This window comes from Rhizobium sp. RAF36, from assembly GCF_052114105.1.
In the GTDB taxonomy this organism is placed as follows: domain Bacteria; phylum Pseudomonadota; class Alphaproteobacteria; order Rhizobiales; family Rhizobiaceae; genus Rhizobium.
The window spans coordinates 310,931-331,792 of record NZ_JBFREC010000002.1; the positions used below are offsets into that span (position 1 = coordinate 310,931).

Sequence of the window (20,862 nt, forward strand, 5' to 3'; positions counted from 1 at the left end):
ATTTTAGGGGTTTTTGGTCAATTCTGCTTGAAAATAAAACCCATGCGAGAAATCAGCGCAATCATAAACAGCAACGTTTCAGTCAACCAAAAGTAGGCTTGATGTGGATAGCGCGCTGTGGAATTGCCCTGTTCGCCATCAAGAGTTGCGTCTATGAAACCGCTCTCATTGAGCCCAAGGCCGGCAATAATCTCTCCGCGTGAATTCACTAGCGCTGAAATGCCGCTATTGGCGTCGCGAATCAGCGGCAATCCTGTCTCAACTGCGCGGATTCGCGCCTGCTGAAAGTGCTGATAAGGCCCGGGCGTAGACCCAAACCATGCATCATTAGTAATATTGAGAATGGCGTTGGCCTGATTGATACCGGCCATTTCGCCGGGAAAGATGATTTCGTAGCAGATCAGCGGATATAGTGCGAGGCCACCTGGCAGGTTCAGCATTTCGCGGCTTGCAGCTGCGGTAAAGCCTCCCGGCATCTCGACGATATTCTGAATGCCGAAATTATCCAGAATGTTCTCGAACGGCACATATTCGCCGAACGGCACCAGATGCACCTTGTCGGATGCCGCGATGATCTGGCCGCGTCCATCGATGACATAGATCGAGTTATAATAGCGCGGCGCATTACCGGGACCGCTCTCCTCGACACGGACGGCGCCCGCAATAAGGATCTGGCTGTCGTCAAGCGTATCGGCGATCCGCGTCAAGGCGTCTTGATTGTCGGTCAGGATGAAAGGGATAGAGGTTTCCGGCCACACGATGATGTCAGGCTTCTTGGTGCCATTCTTCGGGGCTTCCGCGGAGAGCTTCAGATGCTGTTCGAAAATCGCCGAGCGATCGGCATCGCTGTCGAGCTTGGCCGCCTGGTCGATCATCGGCTGCACCAGGCGGACGACAGGCGGGGTGGCCCCAGGCGCCGGCGTTGGCTTCGGTAGATAGTAGAGGATGTAGCCGCCGTAACCGATATGCGCGGCAAACAGCAGGGCAGCGGCAAAGACACCCGTCCTGGCGCCCTGGCGGGTCCCAAGCAGCGCCGGTGCTGCAAAGACGAAGACGGAAAGCGCCGTGACGCCCATGACGCCAAGCACATGGGCCGATTGCATCATCAGCGGCACCGGCATCATGCCGTAACCGACTGCATTCCACGGAAAGCCGGTGAACGCGACACTGCGAAGCCATTCGAACAGACCGAAGCTCGCCGCCAGCGCTGCGATACGGCCGAAACCCTCAGACCAGAAAATCCGGGCAGCGGCAGCGGCCAGGCCGTAGAAGATCGCCAGCACGGCGGGCAGCCCGAGAATGGCCAACGGCAACGCCCAGGCAAAGGCATCGGAATCGATCAGCAGCGCATGCCCGAGCCACCAGAGCCCGGCGACGAAATAGCCGAAGCCGAAAAGCCAGCCGGTAACGAAGGCTGGCCACAGCCTGCCGATGAAGCTTGCCTCCGGCGAGGCAGCCGCGCCGTCGATCAGCCAGACGAGCAGCGTGAAGGAGATGAACATCGCGGCAAAGAAGCCGATCGGGGGCAGGGCGATGACGCCGATGGCGCCTGCAAGGATTGCCAGCAACGCCCGTTTGAAACCCCAGAGCAGGATAACCCTGTCCGCAAGCCGCTCCATGCACAGTCCCCATCAAGCCGCGAATCAACCCGGCTCGCAGTCTTTCAAAAAAGCAGCTGTTTGTCGTGCCTTACGGGCGCTCAGTTTGCCGCAGAGGATTCTGCGGGCCTGTCGTCGCCCTGTTCGGAGCCGCCTGCGCCGTCTCCGTCCCTCACGCGACGGCGGATCGCCTGGCGCTTGCGGGTGATGCGGACGCGCTTGATGCGCCGCGGATCGGCATCGAGGATGTGGAATTCGAAATCCGGCAGCGCCTGAACCACTTCGCCGCGGACCGGGATGCGGCCGAGTGCGGAGAAGATCAGGCCACCCAGCGTATCCACTTCGTCCACCTGCTCGGCAATGTCGAAATCCGGGCCGATCGCCGCAGCGATCTCTTCCAGCTCGACGCGGGCATCGGCAACGAACATGTCCTCGGAGACACGCTTGAACATCACCTCGTCATCGTCATGCTCGTCGTCGATATCGCCGACAACCATTTCAACGATGTCTTCATGCGATGCCAGGCCGTCCGTGCCGCCATACTCGTCGATCACAAGCGCCATCTGCGTACGGTTGACCTGCATGCGGCGCAGAAGGTCGGACGCCAGCATCGACGGCGGGACGAACAGGATCTTGCGGATGATGCCTGCCTCGGCAAGCGTCTTCTGCAGATCGACCCGTGCCAGATCGAAATTCGGCTTGGATGAGCGGCTGACCTTCTGGAGGTTTTCGGGCGCGATCTCGACGACCGGTTCGGCGGCTTTTGCCTTGATGCCGGTCCGGCGCTTGTTGCGCGCCTGCTTGGCGACATAGGAGAGAAGGTCGCGGATATGCACCATGCCGCGAGGATCATCGAGCGTGTCTGCGTAGACAGGCATGCGTGAGCGGCCGGACTCTTCGAACAAGATCATCAGCTCGCCGATGGTGATCGTCTGATCGACCGCCTCGATATCGGCGCGCGGCACCATGACGTCGGCAACACGAACTTCGCGGAAGCGCAGGATATTGTGCAGCATCGCCCGCTCGTCGGGCGAAAAGGCGTCGTCGCCGGTATCGCTGGTCATCAGCGCGTCGGCGAGGTCCTCGCGCAAGCGCGAGCCTTGCTGTGGCCGGAGGATGCGGGCTGCGCGTGCCCAGAAAGATCGCCCGGCGTTTCTACTACTTCCACCCTCGTCGGAGGAGGAAGATTGGTCGGCATCCTTGCTGTCTGCCGTGGTCTTTGCTGAAAAGTCGCTCATGGTTCCAATTTAAGGTCTTGACCTTCGTAGGGGTCAGATAGGCCGAGATCTGCCAAAATACGAGTCTCCAACCCCTCCATAATTTCGGCTTCTGCATCATTCATATGGTCGTAGCCGAACAGATGCAAGAAACCATGCACCATCAAATGGGTCAGATGGTCTTCGAAAGGCTTCTCAAGCTCTTTCGCCTCGCGCGCCACGGTCTCCCTGGCGATGATGATGTCGCCGAGCATCGGTCCGGGAATCTTGCCCGGCGTGATCGGGTAGGCAGGGAAGGACAGCACGTTAGTCGCCTTGTCCTTCTGGCGCCATTCGGCATTGATCGCCCGGATCGACTCGTCGTCGGTAAAGACCAGCGAAACCTCGGTGGCCATCTTGGGAAACTTCTGCTTGGCGTTGGCCTTGAGATAGTCCGCGGCCTTTTCCAGCACGCGGTCCGTCAAAGGCTGCAACTCGTCCTCGGAAGGCCAGCCGCCTTCCTCCACGCTGATCTGAATATCGAGTAAGGCCATAAGTCCTATTTGATCGCGTCTTCTTCGCGCGCTGTGTAGGTGGCGTCATAAGCCCTGACGATGCGGCCGACAAGCGGATGACGAACGACATCGGCATCCTTGAAGCGGACGATCGAGATGCCCTCGACTTCGGTGAGCAGGTGAAGGGCCTCGACAAGGCCGGATTTCACGCCGCGCGGCAAGTCGATCTGGCTCGGGTCGCCGGTGATCATCATCCGCGAATTCTCGCCGAGACGGGTCAGGAACATCTTCATCTGCATCGATGTCGTGTTCTGCGCTTCGTCAAGGATGATTGCCGCGTTCGAAAGTGTCCGTCCGCGCATGAAGGCGAGCGGTGCGATTTCGATCACGCCCGCGGTAATCGCGCGTTCGACCTTGTCGCCCGGGATCATATCGTAGAGCGCATCGTAAAGCGGGCGGAGATACGGATCGACCTTTTCCTTCAGGTCGCCGGGCAGGAAGCCGAGGCGCTCGCCGGCTTCGACGGCCGGGCGGGTCAGGATAATCTTCTCGACCGCGCCGCGCTCCAGCAGCTGGGCGGCCTGGGCGACCGCGAGGTAGGTCTTGCCGGTACCGGCAGGGCCGACGCCGAAGACCAACTCGTTGCGCTCCAGCGCCCGCATATAGGCGTCCTGTGTCGGGGTCCGGGCAATGATGGTCTTCTTGCGCGTTGAAATCTGAGCCATGGTCAATTTGGCTTTCTTCTCCATCGTCGGCAGGCTCAATTGGTCGTCGGCCGCAACGGCCATGCGAATGGCACCCTCGACGTCGGATCGTTCCACGCTGCCGCCTTTCTGAAGTTTTTCATAGAGATAATCGAGCGTGCGCCGCGCCTGATTGGTGGCGACCACGTCGCCGGTAATGACGACGGAATTACCGCGGGCGCGCGCATCGATGTGGAGCCGCTCTTCGAGGAGCTTCAGGTTCTGATCGAACTGACCAAAAAGTTCGCTGGCGAACCGGTTGTTCTCGAACGTCAGGACAAAGTGATTGGCGTCGCTCGCAATGCGTGGGTGGCGCGGTGAAGAAGAAACCAATTCTTGTCCGTTCAAGCGGTCGAGCTCCTTTGTTGAACCTCAGCCCTCTGCAAATTCGGCAAACAGGCTGTTCGTTCCAGTTCCGGTGATTCGCACTTTAATAATGTCACCGATTTGCGATGCTTTTGCATCAACATTCACTGACTGAAGCCAGGGAGAACGCCCAATAAGCTGTCCTTCCATGCGACCGGGCTTTTCCAGCAACAGGTCGATCGTTTTCCCGATGCAGGATTCGGCAAATTCCTGCTGCTGCTTCAGGAGAAGCGCCTGCAGGCGTTCGAGCCTTTCTGCCTTGACCTCTTCGGGCACTTGATCCTTCAAGTCCGCGCCGGGCGTGCCCGGCCGTGTCGAATATTTGAAGGAGAAAGCCTGCGCATATCGCACTTCCTCCACGAGTTTGAGTGTATCCTCAAAATCGCGATCTGTCTCCCCCGGGAAGCCGACGATGAAATCGCCCGATAGGGCTATGTCGGGGCGAGCGGCGCGGATGCGCTCGATCAGCGCCAGGTATTCAGCAGCGGTATGACGGCGGTTCATCGCCTTCAGAATACGGTCCGATCCCGCCTGCACCGGCAGATGCAGATAGGGCATCAGCGCCCTGAGGTCGCGATGCGCGGCGATCAGCCGGTCGTCCATGTCGCGTGGATGGCTGGTGGTGTAGCGCAGCCGCGCGAGGCCGGGAATTTCAGCAAGCCGGTAGAGCAGGTCGCCGAGCGTCCACTCTTCGCCGTTCGCGCCCGTGCCGTGCCAGGCATTGACGTTCTGGCCGAGCAGCGTGATTTCGCGCACGCCGGCTTCCACAAGCTGTCTTGCTTCATCGACGATCTGCGAAACCGGGCGCGACACTTCCGAGCCGCGCGTATAGGGCACGACACAGAACGTACAGAACTTGTCGCAACCTTCCTGCACGGTGAGGAAAGCCGTGACGCCGCGCGAGCGGATCTTCTTCGCCTCGGCAATCGGCAGATGCTCGAATTTGTCCTCGAGCGCATATTCCGTGTCGACGATCCGCTGGCCTTCCTTGGCCTTGCGCAGCGCTTCCGGCAGGCGGTGATAGGTCTGCGGTCCGATGACGACATCGACGGCGGGCGCCCGGCGCAGGATTTCCTCGCCTTCCGCCTGGGCAACGCAACCGGCAACGCCGATCATCATCTCTTTGCCCTTGGCAGCCTTCTTCTTCTTCATTTCGCGCAGGCGGCCGAGGGCGGAATAAACCTTCTCCGCCGCCTTCTCGCGGATATGACAGGTGTTGAGCAGGACGAGGTCGGCCTCTTCCATATCCTCGGTCGGCTCGTAGCCGTCGCGCGCCAAGGCGTCGCTCATCCGCGTCGAGTCATAGACGTTCATCTGACAGCCGTAGGTCTTGATGAAGACCTTGCGGCTGTTGCTGCCATCACGGAGGCTCTCGCTCGGGAGTTCCGGGGCCTGAAGAAGGGCGCTGTCTTGGGTCATGGCGGGCTATTTAGTGGTTTTTTGCCCGCTAGAAAATCGAAATCTTGCGTCAGTTGATCTCGCGTCCGCGCAGGCTGCTGTTCAGCATCGCGCGGATGCGCCGCGCGATGGTCGAACTCACGTCTTTGCGGTTCGAATCTGCGCGGTAATCGACGGGCTCGCCGAAGCGAACCTCGACATCGATGGCGCCGTTTTTCACGACGTCCATGAAATGCGGCATCAGCTCCACGTCGCCGGGCCAACCCGCGAGCGGGCGATGATAGCGGCCGAGTGCGACGCCGTGCGCCTTGGTATAGGCGATTGCTACAGGCTGAACGAAGACCGAACCGTTGGGCGAATGCGGAACCGCCATGGCGGCCGCGCCAAACAGAGACGATTTCACTTCCAGCAGGCGGTTGCCATCGGATGTCGTGCCCTCGGGAAACAGTACGACGATCTCGCCATCGGCCATGCGCCCGGCAATTTCATTGGCCTGATTGCCGGTGTTGCGTTTTTCTTCGCGGACGATGAAGACGCTCTTCTGCAGCCGGGAAAGCTGCCCAAAGACCGGCCAGCTGCGCACCTCGGATTTGGCGATGAAGGCAACGTCGGCGACTGACGACATCACCATGATATCCATCCAGGATGCATGGTTGGCGCAGAGCATCAGCGGCCGGCGCCGTTCCAGGCTGCCGTGAACATGGACTCGGATGCCGAGTGCGTGACAGGCAATCCTGTGCCAGAACCCGGGAAGGGTGCGGCGGAGCTTCCAGTCGAAGTAGAGCGCGAGCAGCTGGAACGGCATCAGCAGCAGGCTCGCCAGCGCCACGACGATCGCGGCATAGACAATGCGCAGCCAGACCATCAGCGGGCACTTCCTGCGGCTGCGGTCATAGGATCAGCGTTCGTCTTTCTTCAGCGGTATGCCGTAGAGCTCCAGCCGGTGATCGACCAGCTTGAAGCCATGCTCGCGGGCGATGCGTTCCTGCAACGCCTCGATCTCCGGCGAGCGGAACTCAATGACGACGCCATTCTTCAGGTCGATCAGGTGATCGTGATGCTCTTCCGGTACCGTCTCGTAGCGCGAGCGGCCGTCGCGAAAATCGTGGCGGGCAATGATGCCTGCATCTTCGAACAGTTTGACGGTGCGGTAGACGGTCGAGATCGAGATTTTCGCATCGACCTTCACGGAGCGGCGATAGAGTTCCTCGACATCGGGATGGTCTTCCGATTCCTCGAGAATGCGTGCAATCACGCGACGCTGCTCGGTCATCCGCATGCCGCGTTCGGCGCAAAGCTCCTCAAGGGTCTTGGCTACGTCGGTCATTGGCGGCCTTCACAAGAGATTCCAGTTCCAAGAGGGAACTAGCGAAGAACGCGCTTCATGACAAGCGCCGTGGAAACCGCACCCTTGTCGTCTTTGTAATAGCCCCGGCGTTCGCCAACCTGCTCGAAGCCAAGCTTGCGGTAAAGACCGAGTGCCGGCACGTTGCCCGCATCGACTTCCAGGAACAGGCTTTCACCACCCCGCGCATGCGCTTCACGCATCGCCGCCTGCATCAGCCGCCAGCCGAGGCCGGAGCGCGCGGCCTTCGTCTGCACCGCGACCGTCAGGATTTCCGCCTCGCCTGCCACCTGCCGGGCAAGCACGAAACCGGGCAGAGGCTTCTTGAGGAAAGCGTTGGTCTGGCGCGCGACGAAACCGAAGACATTGTCCTGGCTGAGCAGGCTGTGAAACTCGCCGTCGCCCCAGGGGCGGGCAAATCGTTCGCCGTGGAGCACCGCAACCCCATGACAGTCGTCGCTGTCCATCGCGACAATCTCGAATTCCGGCTTAAGCGACAGATAGGCTTCCAGCATCGTCATACTCGCGCAATCGCAAACCCCGCCTGTGGCTTGGCGTCGGGTCCACGCAGATAAAGGGGCTTCGGCTTTCCGGAAGACGGATCAGCGGCAGCACCGAGGCGCGCCACGATGGAAATGGGAAATGCGTTGACATAGTCGCCAGTCAGTTCGGGCCGCAGCAGCGGCGCGGCCGAGCCGGTGATTTCGCCGTCGAAAGACGATGCGAAAGCGATGGCCTCCGCAATCGGTACGGCGCGGGGCTCGTCAAGCGGTTCGCCTTCGGCAGAAAAACTCTGGAGATAGATTTCGTCGCGCTTGGCATCCATGGCGGCAAGGACCGCGCGGCCGGGCGTCTTCAGCCGTTGTGCCGCTGCCATGGTTTCCAGCGTCGTGACGCCGACCGTCGGGATACCGAGTGCGAGGGCGAAACCGCGGGCCGCAGCCACACCCACTCGAATGCCTGTGAAGGAGCCGGGGCCGATCGTCACGGCGATGCGTTCGACCATCGCGAGCTTCTTGCCGGCCTGCGACAATGCGCGGTCGACGATGCCCATCAGATGCTCTGCATGCCCCTTGCCAATCATCTCCGATGCCTCCCCAAGCACCGTCTCACTACCGCTGTCAAAAACAGCGGCAGCGCAATCCACACCTGCCGTGTCGAGCGCCAGAATTATCATGCCATCAATTTCCGAATAAATTCTTCCGCGCGCAGAATAAATTCATCCGGCCGTGCTGCAATAGCCCGGTCGGGTGAATCGATGCGCAAATACTGTTGTTTAGGCCGCGACGACTTCCTGCACTTCGGGAACGAAGTGGCGAAGCAGGTTCTGAACGCCATGCTTCAGCGTTGCGGTAGAGGAGGGGCAACCGGCGCAGGAGCCCTTCATGTTGAGATAGACCTTGCCGTCCTTGAAGCCGCGGAAGGTGATGTCGCCACCGTCCTGGGCCACGGCCGGACGCACACGTGTGTCCAGCAGTTCCTTGATGGTGAGGACGATCGACTCGTCGCCTGCATCGAAAAACTCATCGCCGGCATCCGCATCTTCGGAAAGGATCGATGCATCGCCCATGACAGGCTTGCCCGACATGAAATGTTCCATGATCGAGCCGAGGATCGCCGGCTTCAAGTGCTGCCATTCGGCATTGTCCTTGGAGACGGAAATGAAATCATAGCCGAAATAGACGCCTGTCACGCCCGGGATTTCGAACAGGCGCGCGGCGAGCGGTGAAGCCTGCGCTTCGTCTATGCTGCGGAATTCGGCCGTGCCGTTCTCCATCACCACCTTGCCCGGCAGGAACTTCTGCGTGGCGGGGTTCGGGGTGGCTTCGGTCTGAATGAACATTTCGCTCTCCATGCGGCCAAGCCGTCGCTCGGGGCCGTCTTTAGAATTCTTCAAAAGAAAATAGGCTGTTTGGCCGCGCCATTCAAGAGATAATGACTCCAGAATTGCCCTTCTCAGGCAAGCGCGTCCAACTCTTCATTCGTCAGCGTATCGGGAAGCACGGTGACGGGGATCGGAAAAGCCGCACCCTTGCCGGCAACCGAGGAGACCAGGGGTCCTGGTCCCTCTTTCGCCGAACTTGCCGCGAGCACCAGGATAGCAATATCCCGGTCTTCTTCGATCGCCAGATTGATCTGCTCGGCAGCACTGCCTTCGCGGATGACGATTTCCGGTTCGATGCCGATCGTCTCGCGCACAACCTGCGCTGACTTGGCAACGACAGCTTCCGCTTCCTCGCGCGCTTCCGCACGCATGATTTCCTCGACGCCCAGCCACTGCTGGAAATCGCCTTCCGGGATCACATAGACGAGAACGAGGCCGCCGTTGGAATTCTTGGCACGCCGGCCGGCATAGTGAACGGCGCGCTGGCATTCGGGTGTACCGTCAATGACCGCCATGAACTTGCGGCGATGACCTTCAAGACGGGAGAGTCGCTTTGATACCATGGCGCGGAGTCTGACACCCTAACCCGAAAATTTGCAAGCCCCTCGTACGAGCGCAAAACCTTCCGGACGGGTTCGCTCGGCACTTAGAGCTTGTTGATCCTGGGGAGCCAGGCCGGCGGATCGTCGGCATGAAGCGCGAGGATCGGTTGCGATGCGATCGCGAAGCGGGCTTCCTTCCATGTCTCGAAACGTGAAGCGCCTTCACCTGCAATGCCATCGTTCTTTTTTGACCAGAGATCGAACAAGGCGCTGCCCATGCGGTCGCCGAATTTGCGGGCAAAGTCTTCAGCCTGGGGAACGAAACCGGCAACCTTCAGTCCGCTGGTGCGCGCGGAGGCGATGTAGAGACCGAGAAGGCGCTCGATGACAAACGGCCGCATGCTCGTGTTCTTGTCGCGCGCATAATTGCCGTGGCCGATATAGGCTAGGCCTGCCTGCCTGCCTGCGGCGGCCTCTTGCTCGAGAGCGTAGAGGATAGCCTCGCAATAGGAGAAGTAGCCTCTCCAGAAGCGGTCGTTTGCCACGAAATAATTGCAGAAGAAGAATGTATCCGGGCCTTGCGGCTCGCCCACAGGGTAGCCGGTCGCGGCAAGATAGTCGAAGATCTTGTCCATGCCGACATGACCGGTCGCGATACCCTGATCCCAGGCACTGAGAAAGATCGCGGCGTTGGCCAGCATCGGATTGTAGGCATAGCAGTCGAAACCGGCGCGTTGCGCTTCGCTCGCCTGAGATACGAAATGGGAAAATGGCGTGGCAGCCTTCAACGCGAACTTGCTGGAAACAAGACCCCAGAAGGCGGAAGGGTCGAACCCGATGGCTCTATGGTGATCGTAGAGCGTCCGAAACAGCTCGTATTCGCGCGTCGCGGCCTCGGTATTGAACGATATGTCGAGTGGCACAGCCTGCGGATCCAGCGAGGCGAGCTGCTGATCGTTCAGATAGGGCTGGTATACGAGGCATCCGTTCCCGGCGACCTTGGCCCTCAGCAGTTCGACGTCCGGCAAATGCGCCGCACCTGGAGTGGAGGCAGACGGGGTCATGGATGTTCCTTGCAGCGCGTCAGCGTTGGATGATCGTCCGGACTGTCCGGACAATGCTGGAAATCCATGGCAGGCAAAGCTTGAGCCGGGCTGACAACGCCCGGCTCGAACAATGTTTGCCTAGTAAAGAAATCCGATGATGTCGCGGACGTCCTTCATCGTGGCTTCGGCGCGGGCGCGGGCGCGCTCGCCGCCGTTGCGCAGGATCGTGTCGATATGGGTCGTGTCGTCCATCAGCCGGCGCATCTCGCCGGTGATTGGCGCCAGAACCTGCACCGACAGATCGATGAGGGCTGGCTTGAAGACCGAGAACTGCTGACCGCCGAATTCGGCGAGAACCTCCGCCTTCGTCTTGTCGGCCAGTGCTGCATAGATGCCGACAAGATTGTCGGCTTCTGGGCGGCCCTTCAGACCCTCGATTTCGCTCGGCAAGCCATCGGGATCGGTCTTTGCCTTGCGGATCTTCTTGGAGATCGCCTCTTCGTCGTCCATCAAATTGATGCGCGACAGGTCGGACGGATCGGATTTCGACATCTTCTTCGTGCCGTCGCGCAGCGACATGACCCGCGGCGCCGGACCATCGATCAGCGGCTCGACCATCGGGAAATAGGCGTGAACAGGCTCGTTGCCGACCACGATATCCGTGCCGTGACCGGCCCGGCGGATGTGATCCTGATAGTCAAGATTGAACTTCATGGCGATGTCGCGCGCCAGCTCCAGATGCTGCTTCTGGTCGTCGCCAACAGGCACATGGGTGCCGCGATAGACGAGAATGTCGGCGGCCATCAGGCTCGGATAGGCAAGCAGGCCAAGCGAGGCATTCTCGCGGTCCTTGCCGGCCTTGTCCTTGAACTGCGTCATGCGGTTCATCCAGCCGATACGGGCAACGCAATTGAAGACCCAGGCAAGCTCGGCATGTTGCGGCACGGCGGACTGATTGAAGACGATATGCTTTTCCGGATCGATGCCGGCGGCGATAAAGGCCGCAGCGATCGAACGGATCTGGCCGCGCAGGTCCTCGTGAACCAGCTGCGCGGTGATCGAATGCAGGTCGACGACGCAATAGACGCAATCATTGCCGTCCTGCAGCGCCACGAACTTGCGGATCGCGCCGAGATAATTGCCGAGATGGAGATTGCCGGTCGGCTGAACGCCGGAGAATACGAGCTTCTTGAATTCGCCCATGATGATGTCCTCGATTAGGCTGGTGGAGGGCCCCAGGGCACGACGCCCATGTTGCTAACGGGCGCGCTTATGCACGCGTCAAACGCGGCAATCAAGAGCCTGCTGGTGCGGCGTGTTGGATGAGGTCGAAGGTGTTGCCGTAGGGATCCGAAAACACGGCGACGGTGCCGTAAATCTCGTGCCGCGGCTCCTCCAGAAAGCGAACGCCGGCTGCAGTCATTCCCGTATGGTCGCGCGCGAAATCGTCGGTCTTCAGGAAGAAGCCGACGCGCCCTCCGGTCTGATTGCCGATCGCGGCCTTCTGCTGTTCGTCTGCGGCCTGCGCAAGCAGGAAGGCCGCGCCTTCGCCGCCGCGCGGTTTGACCACGACCCAGCGCTTGCCGTCCGGCATCGCCTCATCCTGCAGGCAGTCGAAGCCGAGCGAACCACAATAGAAAGCCTTTGCGCGATCATAGTCATCGACAACAAGCGTGACGAGAAACAGCGACTGCATGGGTCCGGGCTCCTGATTCAAGGCATTTCAACGGGATGAAGGCTCCCTTCTTAAACTTTTTTCAGCCGCCGAGCCGCATTTTTTGCGCGCCGAAAGCGATTTCGGATGGGCTATGCGCGCAACGGGCAAAGCCTTGATTCCGCTTTGGGTGTCAGGAGTATTTTATACTCATTTATAGCTATGTTGAAAATGTGAATATCCTATAAATGAGGTATTTTCACATTTTCAATTGGTAGAAAATTTCACAAAATGGTCACAATTGAAACCAACGTTCCTGGCGCCATCCGGCCGGGCGCTGCCCTTTCAGCCCGGCCCTTTCCGGAGGGACGTCGATGCACACCATTCTATCCCTGGCGCTCGCCAGTCTTTTCGCCGTGTCTTGTTGCTTGAATGCCAATGCCCAGACCGCCAAGAAGCCATCCGTCAGGCTGCTCAAGAATGCCGCCACATCTGCCTACACGGTGCAGACCGTCAGCGTCCGTGTCGGCTGCTTTCCGCCGCGCCTGAGAGGAATTCTTGCCCATATCGCCGCCAAGACCGGCAGGCGCCCGATGGTCACATCGGGTTTCCGGCCGCATTCCGGCCGGTCGCACTCCCAGCACCGGCATTGCAACGCCGCCGATATCCGGGTGCCCGGCGTTTCCGAGCGGGTGGTTATTGCCGCCGCTCAGAGTGCACCGGGCATCGGTGGTATCGGCCGCTACTGCAACGGCATCGTCCATGTCGATACCGGGCCGAAGCGGCGATGGACCTACTGTTGAGCCTCAGCCTTCGGTGGAAGGTGCCGGCTTGCGGTTGAGGTTGCGGCGGATCATGCCGAGATCGGCGCCGCCGATCAGGAATGCCGTGGCGAAATAGATGATCATCGAGATCCCAATCAGCAGTCCCAGTGTGCCGACCTTGGTCGTCAGATGAGCGCTTGAGGCGAGCCACGGCTCCCAGCGATGCTGCAGATAGATGATGACGCCACCCATGACGGCGGCCGAGACGACGAGCAGCGCCGCGCGCCGCGCCAGCGCCCATTCCCACGCGAGGTGGCCGCGCCGAATAAGAGTGGTGAACAGCAACACCGTGCTGATCCAGCCCGCCGTCGCCTCGGCAACCGCGATGCCGGGAGCGCCGAGATGCGGGAAAAGCGTCAGCGCTGTCGCGCAGTTGACGCCGACGGCAACAGCTGAAAACCGCATCGGCGTCTTGGTGTCCTCGCGGGCATAGAAGCCCGGCTGCAAGGCCTTGATGAGCACGAAAGCCGGAAGGCCGATACCGTAGATCGCCAGGATCGAGCCGACGATAGCAGTGTTTTCCTGGTGGAACGCGCCACGCTCGTAGAGCACGCGGATGATCTCGTCGGAGAGAATCCAGAGGGCGAAGGCAGCCGGGATCGTCAGGAACAGCACGAATTCGATCGAGCGGTTCTGCAGGTTGCCAGCTTCGCGCAGATTACCGCCCTTGAGCGCGCGCGCCAGTTCCGGAAGCAGGACGACGCCGACGGCAACGCCGACGACACCGAGCGGCAGCTGATAGATACGGTCGGCATATTGAAGCGCTGCAATCGCACCTTCGCGCGATGAGGCGATCGCCTGGCCGATCATCTGGTTGATCTGCGTGATACCGCCGGTGACGGCTGCGGGAACCGCGAGGATCAGCAGCCGCTTGACGTTGGGCGTCATGCGCGGACGGCGCAGGCCTATACTCATGCCGGCATGGAGGACGCCGATATAGACGACGGCGAGCTGCAGGATACCCGCCGCCAGAACGCCCCAAGAAAGGTACCAAGCCGTCTGCAGTGGCTCGGAGCCCGTGTAGAGCGCATAAAACAGCGCGCCGATCATGACGACGTTGAGGAAAACAGGTGCAACCGCGGCGGCAAAGAAGTGATGCAGCGAATTCAGCATCCCGCTCATCATCGCCGTCAGCGACATGCACATCAGATACGGGAACATCACCGCCGCCATGCGCACCGTGATCGAGAACTTGTCCGGATCGTCGGTGAAACCCGGCGCGATGATGAAGCGCACCAGAAGCGGCATGCAGAGCTCCATCACGATGGTGATGAGCAGCAGTACCGAGAACAGCACGCCGAAGACTTCTTCCGAGAAACGCTTGGCGCCATCGGTGCCATTCGCCTCGATCTCCTTGGCAAACAGCGGCACGAAGGCTGCGTTGAATGCGCCTTCGGCGAACAGCCGCCGGAAGAGGTTCGGGAAGCGGAAGGCGGCGTAGAACACGTCGGCCATCGGCCCGGTGCCGAGGGCGGCGGCCATCAGCGTTTCGCGGGCAAAACCGAAGATACGGCTGCCGAGGGTGGCGCCGCCGACGGTGGCAAATTTCTTGACGAGGCTCATGCGGGCGAACCGGCTTTCTTGTCGTTCGGCTGCGAAGTCCTGGTGGCAGCAGGCGCGATGATGCCCGAAGGCATGCGCTCGCGCAGTTCGTCCTCCTCGCCCGCCATGACGGCTTTCAGCCGGGCGGTGATGTTGGAGCGCTTGCTGTCGCTGGTGATCTTCTGACCGACGAGGTCTGTGACGTAGAAGGTATCGATCACCTTCTCGCCGAATGTTGTGATGCGGGCGGATTGAATGTCGAGTGACAGATCGGACAGCACGGCGGTGATTTCCGACAGCAGACCGGCGCGGTCGAGGCATTCGACCTCGATGACGGTGAACTTGTTCGACAGGTTGTTGGTGATGTTGACCGACGGCGGAATGACGAAGGCCTTGCTCTTCTTGCGGTTCTTGGTGCGTGTCGCGATGACTTCAGGCAGCCGCTTGCGGCCCGAAAGCACGTCCTCGATCATCCGGCCGATCGTCGCCGCACGGCGCAGCTCGTCTTCGTCGTTGGGAAATTCGCGGCTCACATGGATCGTGTCGAGCGCGCGTCCGTCCGATGTCGTGAAGATCTGTGCATCAACGATATTCGCTCCGGCCGCTGCGCAGGCACCGGCGATGACGGCAAGCAGGCGCGGATGGTCGGGTGACAGCACGGTGATCTCGGTGATCGCATGGAAGCTGTCGGTCCGGACGGTGGTCGCCAGCGCCTGACCGGCCTTGTCGGTCTGGCGGATGAAATGCGCATGGCGCACCTGGTCTTCCAGCGGAACCGAAAGCAGGTAGGGCTGGTAGTGCAGCTTCGTATAGGTCTTGCGGTCCCTCTGTGTCCAGTCGGAGAGCGCGTTGAACAATGCCTCGGCAGCGAAGCCGGCGCGCTCCTTGCGCGACACTTCGGAGAAGCCGCCGGCAAGCAGCAGTTCGGTTTCGTAATAGAGCGTGCGCAGCAGCTGGCCCTTCCAGCCGTTCCAGACACCGGGGCCGACGGCGCGGATATCGCAGATCGTCAGGATCAGCAGCATCTTCAACCGTTCCAGCGATTGCACGCGATCGGCAAAATCGGTGATCGTCTTGCGGTCCGTCAGGTCGCGGGTCTGGGCGACCATCGACATCGTCAGATGTTCCTCGATCAGCCAGACCACCGTCTCGGTCTGCTTTTGCGACAGGCCAAAGCGCGTGCAGAGCTTGCGGGCAACGCGGGCGCCGGCAATCGAATGATCTTCCTGGCGGCCCTTGGCGATGTCGTGCAGCAGCACCGCGACATAGAGCGAGTCACGGTCCTCGATGCCCGGCATCAGCTTGTTGGAAAGCGGGTGTAGCTCCTCGGCCTTGCCCTTGTCGATTTCCGACAGCACGTCGACGCTGCGGATCAGATGCTCGTCCACCGTATAATGGTGATACATGTTGAACTGCATCATCGCGACGATCTTGCCGAATTCCGGAATGAAGCGGCCAAGCACGCCTGCCTCGTTCATCCGCCGCAGGATCAGCGCCGGATCACGGTGTGATGTCAGGATCGACAAGAAAAGCCGGTTCGCATCCTCGTTGTCGCGCAGATCGTTGTCGATCAGGCCGAGCGAGCGGCTGACCCGCTTCAGGGCATCGGGATGGAATTCCAGTCCATTCAGATCGGCCACATGGAAGAGCCGGATGATGGCGACAGGGTCACGCTTGAAGACCTCAGGATCGGCAAGCGTAATACGGCCGCGATCCTCGACGAATTCGGCACTTCCGGCGATCTTGCGGGTCCGGTGCGTGAAGCGGCTCAGCACGCCACTCAGTCCCGGGGTCGACTTTGCTTGCTGGTCTTCGAGCGCGGCGCAGAGAATGCGCGTCAGATCGCCGACATCCTTGGCCACCAGGAAGTAGTGCTTCATGAAGCGCTCGACGGCCGAAAGGCCAGGGCGCGGCTGATAGCCCAGCGCTTCGGCAATCTCGCGCTGGATATCGAAGGAAAGCCGCTCTTCCGCCTTGTTGGTCAGGAAGTGCATATGGCAGCGCACGGCCCAGAGGAAATCCTCGGCGCGCATCAAGAGCCGGTATTCCTGCTTGGAGAGAACGCCGAGCTTGATGAGCTCTGCGGGATCGCGGACGTGATAGTAGTATTTGGAGATCCAGAAGAGCGTGTGCAGGTCGCGCAGACCGCCTTTGCCTTCCTTGACGTTGGGCTCGACGAGATAGCGCGTGTCGCCGGCCTTGCGGTGGCGCTCGTCGCGCTCGGCAAGCTTGGCGGCGATGAATTCCGGGCCGGTGCCGGTGACGATTTCCTTGTCGAAGCGCGCTTCGAGATCGGTCTCCAGCGATTGGAGGCCGCAGATATAGCGCATTTCGAGGATCGCCGTGCGTATGGTCATGTCGGATTTCGACAGCGCGATACATTCTTCGACGGTGCGGGTCGCGTGGCCGACTTTGAAGCCCATGTCCCAGAGGATGTAGAGCATGAACTCCACGGCCTTGTGGGTCTCCTCGCCCGGCTTCGGCAGGAAGAGGAACAGAAGGTCGATATCGGAGCCCGGCGCCAGCGTGTCACGGCCATAGCCGCCGACCGCGGTCACCGCGAACTTGTCCTTCTGCTTCGGAAAGACGTGGGTGATCGCGAAATTGTAGAGAACCGAGATGATCTGGTCCTGAAGCCATGAAATGCGGTAGGCGCAATTCAGTCCGCTGCCGTCGTCCGAAAGCAGCGTCCGGGCTTTCTGGCGGCCCTCTGTGCTTGCTTTCTTGAGAACCGCCAAGAGGTCGGAGCGTAGAAGGTCCGGCCGGTTCCTGTTCGCCTCGGCGACGGCGTCGCATTGGCTCTGCAGGTACGCGGTGTCGAGAATGCTTGAAAAGTCGATGTCCTGCTTCGCCATGCTCTGTTCGCGCGGCGCGGCTTGATCGTTCTGCGCCTCTCGTTTCGTCTGCATGCGCTATAGCCTCTCTGCCCGGCGAATGACACCGGCTTCATACCTCAAGAACCTTTAATTTTGGCGAAAAGGTGTTGGCGCGGGCCGTGGCGAGGCGGTTTGCCGCAAGTTCGGCGGGCGCCGGCTTTCAGGCGGCCTGGGCCTGGACCGAATACAGCACCTGCCGGGCTTCACCGGTAATCGCCTCGAGCGTCGGCCTGTCACATTCGCGGTATCCCGCCTTGGCGATCATCGACGCCAGTTCGCAGATCAGTGCGCAGCTGCGCGTCACTTCCAGAAGGCCGTAGGGCGAGTTCCAGCCCCGCGGATTGCCATGCTCGTCGGCCTTGCGCAGCGCCTCGAGGATCGTGAACATATCGGAAAGCCGCTGTGTCTCGCGGACAAGGCTGCGCATGAACATCCGGCGGCTCCTACTTCACTTGCTTCTTCAGGGCGTAAAGCGCGTCCAGCGCCTCGCGCGGCGTCATGTCGTCAAGACTCATGCCTTTCAGCGCTTCCTCGACCTTTGAAGGGCCACGATTGCCATCTTCGCGGCGCACCGCCACCTGGAAGAGCGGCAGGTCGTCGATCAGCTGGCTCGCCGGGTTCTTGCGGTCGGCGTCTTCCAGACGCGTCAGCACGTCGCGCGCCCGTGAGACGACCGAGGCAGGCAGGCCGGCCAGCCGCGCAACCTGGATGCCATAGGAGCGATCCGCCGCGCCCGGGCCGACTTCATGCAGGAAGATGACGTCGCCGTCCCATTCCTTCACGCGCATCGTGGCGTTCGATAGCCGGGCAAGCTTTTCCGACAGAACCGTCAGCTCATGAAAGTGCGTCGCAAACAGACCGCGGCACCGGTTGGCCTCATGCAGATGCTCGACAGCGGCCCAGGCGATCGACAGGCCGTCGAACGTCGCCGTTCCGCGGCCGATCTCATCGAGGATCACGAGCGAGCGCTCCGTAGCCTGATTGAGGATCGCCGCGGTCTCGACCATCTCGACCATGAAGGTCGAGCGGCCGCGGGCGAGGTCGTCGGATGCGCCGACGCGGGAAAACAGCCGGTCGACGATGCCGATATGCGCTGATGCCGCCGGGACGAAACAGCCCATCTGTGCCAGGATCGCAATCAGGGCGTTTTGGCGCAGGAAGGTCGATTTACCGCCCATGTTCGGGCCGGTCAGCAGCCAGATGGCGCCATCCTTGCCGTCGGAAGCGGGAGACAGATCACAGTTGTTGGCGACGAAGGGACCCGAGGACTGGCGCCGCAGCGCCTGCTCGACGACAGGATGCCTGCCGCCTTCGATCGCGAACATCTTCGAGCCATCGACCATCGGGCGGCAATAGGCTTGCTCGTCGGCGAGCAGGGCCAAGGCCGCGGCGACGTCGATGATCGCGAGCGCCCGGGCGCCGGCCTTGATAGCCTCGGCCTCGGCAACCACTGCCGCAGTCATCCGGTCGAAGGCCTTCAGCTCGATCTGCAGCGCCCGGTCGGCGGCGTTGGCAATACGGCTTTCGAGATCGGCGAGCTCTGTCGTCGTGAAACGCATGGCATTCGCCATCGTCTGGCGATGGATAAAGCGCGCCTTGGCCTCAGCAGTATCGGTCATCGGCCCGGCATTGCCCGCCGTCACCTCGATGAAATAGCCGAGAACATTGTTATGCTTGATCTTCAGCGACTTGATGCCGGTCTCATCGGCATATTGCAGCTGCAGTCCGGCAATCACGCGGCGGGACTGGTCGCGCAGTGCCCGGACTTCGTCGAGCTCGGCATCCGCGCCATCGCGCAGAAAGCCGCCGTCGCGCTTCAGCAGCGGCAATTCGTCGGCCAGCGTCTCGCCGAGCAGCGTTTCCAGCGCGGGCGGAAGCGCAAGAAGCTCAGTCGAGGCGCTATCGAGTTCTGCGGGTAGCAGGGCATCGGAAAGACGGCGCGCCAGTTCACTTGCAGCACCCAGTCCCTGGCGGATCGCCCAGAGGTCGCGCGGTCCGCCGCGATCGAGCGCCAGGCGGGAGAGTGCACGCGGCATATCCGGCACGTGCTTCAAGGCATCCCTCAGATCGCCGCAAAGCGATGGCTCTTCGATCAGAAAGCCGATCGAATCCAGCCGCTCATTGATCCTTGCCGGATCGGTCAGCGGCGACATCAGCCGCTCGGCGAGCAACCGTGCGCCACCACCGGTAACTGTACGGTCGATAGCCTTCAGAAGCGATCCGTTGCGGTCTCCCGAGAGTGTCTTTGCCAGTTCGAGATTGGCGCGCGTTGCCGGATCGATGAAGAGCGTCGAGGCGCCGCTCTCGCGCTCCGGCTTTCCAAGCGGCGGCCGCTCGGCGATCTGGGTCTTCTCGACATAAGCGACAGCGGCGGCTGCAGCCGCAAGTTCGGCCCGCGAGAAAGTCCCGAATCCATCGAGCGTCGAGACGCCAAAATAACGGGTGATGCGGCCCTCGGCTGTGGCGCTGTCGAACAGCACGCCCGGCTGCGGCACGGCGACCCGGCCAAGCACGTCGAAAACGGGCTTCAGTTCCGGATCGTAGAACATCGTATCCGGCACGATCAGCTCGCGCGGTTCGATGCGCAGGATATCGGCCAGCAGGCGGGACGTCTCTGTTTCGGCGAGACGAAAAACGCCGGTCGAAATGTCGATCCAGGCAAGCGCCATCAGCGGTTCGGACGCGCCGCGGATCCGGGTGAGCGCCATCAGGTAATTCGATTCCGATGGCGAAAGCAGCTTCTCTTCGGTGATCGTACCCGGCGTGACCAGGCGGACGACATCGCGCTTGACCACCGATTTCGAGCCACGCTTCTTGGCTTCGGCCGGATCTTCGACCTGCTCGCAGACGGCAACGCGGAAGCCGAGGCCGATCAGCCTCTGCAGGTAATCGTCGGCGGCATGGACAGGGACGCCGCACATCGGGATATCCTGACCCATATGCTGGCCGCGCTTCGTCAGCGTGATGCCGAGCGCGCGGGAGGCATCGAGCGCGTCCTCGAAGAACAGCTCGTAGAAATCGCCCATGCGGTAGAACAGCAGCGAATCCGGATTGTTCGCCTTGATCTCGATGAACTGCTCCATCATCGGCGTCGCCGAGGCGCGGCTTTCCTCCGTCGAAAGTTCGGCAGCCGAAAAGGCTTCGTGTCGAGGATCCATTCTGTCGTTCACGTCGGTCGGCTTTTCCCTAAAAAACAGGTGCCACCCTATCGAAGCGCGGCTATAGAAGACAACAGCTATCGGGAAATGGGAGCCGTTAGCCCACAGGAGGATTGAGGGAGGTATTCGGCGAACCGCGAGGTCAGGAACCCCTTGAGGGGACACCTGTCAGCT

The 20,862-nt window shown here is 61.0% G+C and carries 19 protein-coding genes; 1 reads left to right on the top strand and 18 read right to left on the bottom strand.

Annotated features, from left to right (window positions below; all coding sequences use genetic code 11):
• Positions 1-17: 17 nt before the first annotated feature.
• From lnt to AB4Z25_RS07520, 14 genes are all read right to left on the bottom strand, one after another.
• The gene (gene lnt / locus AB4Z25_RS07455) at positions 18-1,619 is read right to left on the bottom strand and encodes an apolipoprotein N-acyltransferase (RefSeq protein WP_442207920.1); all 1,602 of its coding nucleotides are present in this window, start codon (positions 1,617-1,619) and stop codon (positions 18-20) included.
• Positions 1,620-1,699: 80 nt separating this feature from the next.
• On the bottom strand, positions 1,700-2,836 hold the full coding sequence (locus AB4Z25_RS07460) for a hemolysin family protein (RefSeq protein WP_112385243.1): 1,137 nt from the start codon (positions 2,834-2,836) through the stop codon (positions 1,700-1,702).
• Positions 2,833-3,348, bottom strand: coding sequence for an rRNA maturation RNase YbeY (ybeY, locus tag AB4Z25_RS07465; RefSeq protein ID WP_112538418.1), 516 nt, complete (start codon positions 3,346-3,348; stop codon positions 2,833-2,835). The genes AB4Z25_RS07460 and ybeY overlap by 4 nt, the downstream gene beginning before the upstream one ends.
• 5 nt (positions 3,349-3,353) lie before the next feature.
• Positions 3,354-4,400, bottom strand: coding sequence for a PhoH family protein (locus AB4Z25_RS07470; RefSeq protein WP_112538419.1), 1,047 nt, complete (start codon positions 4,398-4,400; stop codon positions 3,354-3,356).
• A 24-nt stretch (positions 4,401-4,424) separates the two neighbouring features.
• Positions 4,425-5,837 (bottom strand): tRNA (N6-isopentenyl adenosine(37)-C2)-methylthiotransferase MiaB, encoded by a 1,413-nt coding sequence (gene miaB / locus AB4Z25_RS07475; RefSeq protein WP_112538420.1) that lies wholly within the window; start codon positions 5,835-5,837, stop codon positions 4,425-4,427.
• A gap of 49 nt (positions 5,838-5,886) precedes the next feature.
• A complete protein-coding gene (locus AB4Z25_RS07480) occupies positions 5,887-6,684 on the bottom strand; it encodes a lysophospholipid acyltransferase family protein (RefSeq protein ID WP_112538421.1) in 798 nt (265 codons plus the stop codon).
• A gap of 30 nt (positions 6,685-6,714) precedes the next feature.
• Positions 6,715-7,143, bottom strand: coding sequence for a Fur family transcriptional regulator (locus tag AB4Z25_RS07485; RefSeq protein WP_112385248.1), 429 nt, complete (start codon positions 7,141-7,143; stop codon positions 6,715-6,717).
• A gap of 38 nt (positions 7,144-7,181) precedes the next feature.
• Positions 7,182-7,682 (bottom strand): GNAT family N-acetyltransferase, encoded by a 501-nt coding sequence (locus tag AB4Z25_RS07490; RefSeq protein ID WP_442207921.1) that lies wholly within the window; start codon positions 7,680-7,682, stop codon positions 7,182-7,184.
• Entirely contained in the window at positions 7,679-8,338 is a 660-nt protein-coding gene (gene tsaB, locus AB4Z25_RS07495; RefSeq protein ID WP_112538422.1) for a tRNA (adenosine(37)-N6)-threonylcarbamoyltransferase complex dimerization subunit type 1 TsaB, read from the bottom strand. The genes AB4Z25_RS07490 and tsaB overlap by 4 nt, the downstream gene beginning before the upstream one ends.
• Before the next feature lie 99 nt (positions 8,339-8,437).
• On the bottom strand, positions 8,438-9,004 hold the full coding sequence (locus tag AB4Z25_RS07500) for a NifU family protein (protein WP_112538423.1): 567 nt from the start codon (positions 9,002-9,004) through the stop codon (positions 8,438-8,440).
• Positions 9,005-9,117: 113 nt separating this feature from the next.
• On the bottom strand, positions 9,118-9,609 hold the full coding sequence (locus AB4Z25_RS07505; RefSeq protein ID WP_112385250.1) for a universal stress protein: 492 nt from the start codon (positions 9,607-9,609) through the stop codon (positions 9,118-9,120).
• A gap of 83 nt (positions 9,610-9,692) precedes the next feature.
• Complete coding sequence (locus AB4Z25_RS07510) at positions 9,693-10,652, bottom strand: hypothetical protein (RefSeq protein WP_112538424.1); 960 nt, start codon at positions 10,650-10,652, stop codon at positions 9,693-9,695.
• Positions 10,653-10,772: 120 nt separating this feature from the next.
• The gene (gene trpS, locus AB4Z25_RS07515) at positions 10,773-11,837 is read right to left on the bottom strand and encodes a tryptophan--tRNA ligase (RefSeq protein WP_112538425.1); all 1,065 of its coding nucleotides are present in this window, start codon (positions 11,835-11,837) and stop codon (positions 10,773-10,775) included.
• 91 nt (positions 11,838-11,928) lie between these two features.
• On the bottom strand, positions 11,929-12,330 hold the full coding sequence (locus tag AB4Z25_RS07520; protein WP_112538426.1) for a VOC family protein: 402 nt from the start codon (positions 12,328-12,330) through the stop codon (positions 11,929-11,931).
• A gap of 332 nt (positions 12,331-12,662) precedes the next feature.
• On the opposite strand from AB4Z25_RS07520, the gene AB4Z25_RS07525 reads away from it, so the two are divergent.
• Entirely contained in the window at positions 12,663-13,091 is a 429-nt protein-coding gene (locus AB4Z25_RS07525) for a D-Ala-D-Ala carboxypeptidase family metallohydrolase (RefSeq protein ID WP_112385254.1), read from the top strand.
• Positions 13,092-13,094: 3 nt separating this feature from the next.
• On the opposite strand, the gene murJ is transcribed toward AB4Z25_RS07525, so the two are convergent.
• From murJ to mutS, 4 genes are all read right to left on the bottom strand, one after another.
• Entirely contained in the window at positions 13,095-14,675 is a 1,581-nt protein-coding gene (gene murJ / locus AB4Z25_RS07530; RefSeq protein ID WP_112538427.1) for a murein biosynthesis integral membrane protein MurJ, read from the bottom strand.
• Positions 14,672-17,563, bottom strand: a complete 2,892-nt coding sequence (locus tag AB4Z25_RS07535) for a [protein-PII] uridylyltransferase (protein WP_112538428.1) — start codon at positions 17,561-17,563, stop codon at positions 14,672-14,674. Before AB4Z25_RS07535 ends, murJ begins: the two co-directional genes overlap by 4 nt.
• A gap of 127 nt (positions 17,564-17,690) precedes the next feature.
• Positions 17,691-17,963, bottom strand: coding sequence for a hypothetical protein (locus tag AB4Z25_RS07540; protein ID WP_112385257.1), 273 nt, complete (start codon positions 17,961-17,963; stop codon positions 17,691-17,693).
• Between the two features lie 10 nt (positions 17,964-17,973).
• Positions 17,974-20,688 carry a DNA mismatch repair protein MutS gene (mutS, locus tag AB4Z25_RS07545; protein WP_442207995.1) on the bottom strand — a complete coding sequence of 905 codons (2,715 nt, stop codon included), beginning with the start codon at positions 20,686-20,688 and terminating at the stop codon, positions 17,974-17,976.
• Between the last annotated feature and the right edge of the window lie 174 nt (positions 20,689-20,862).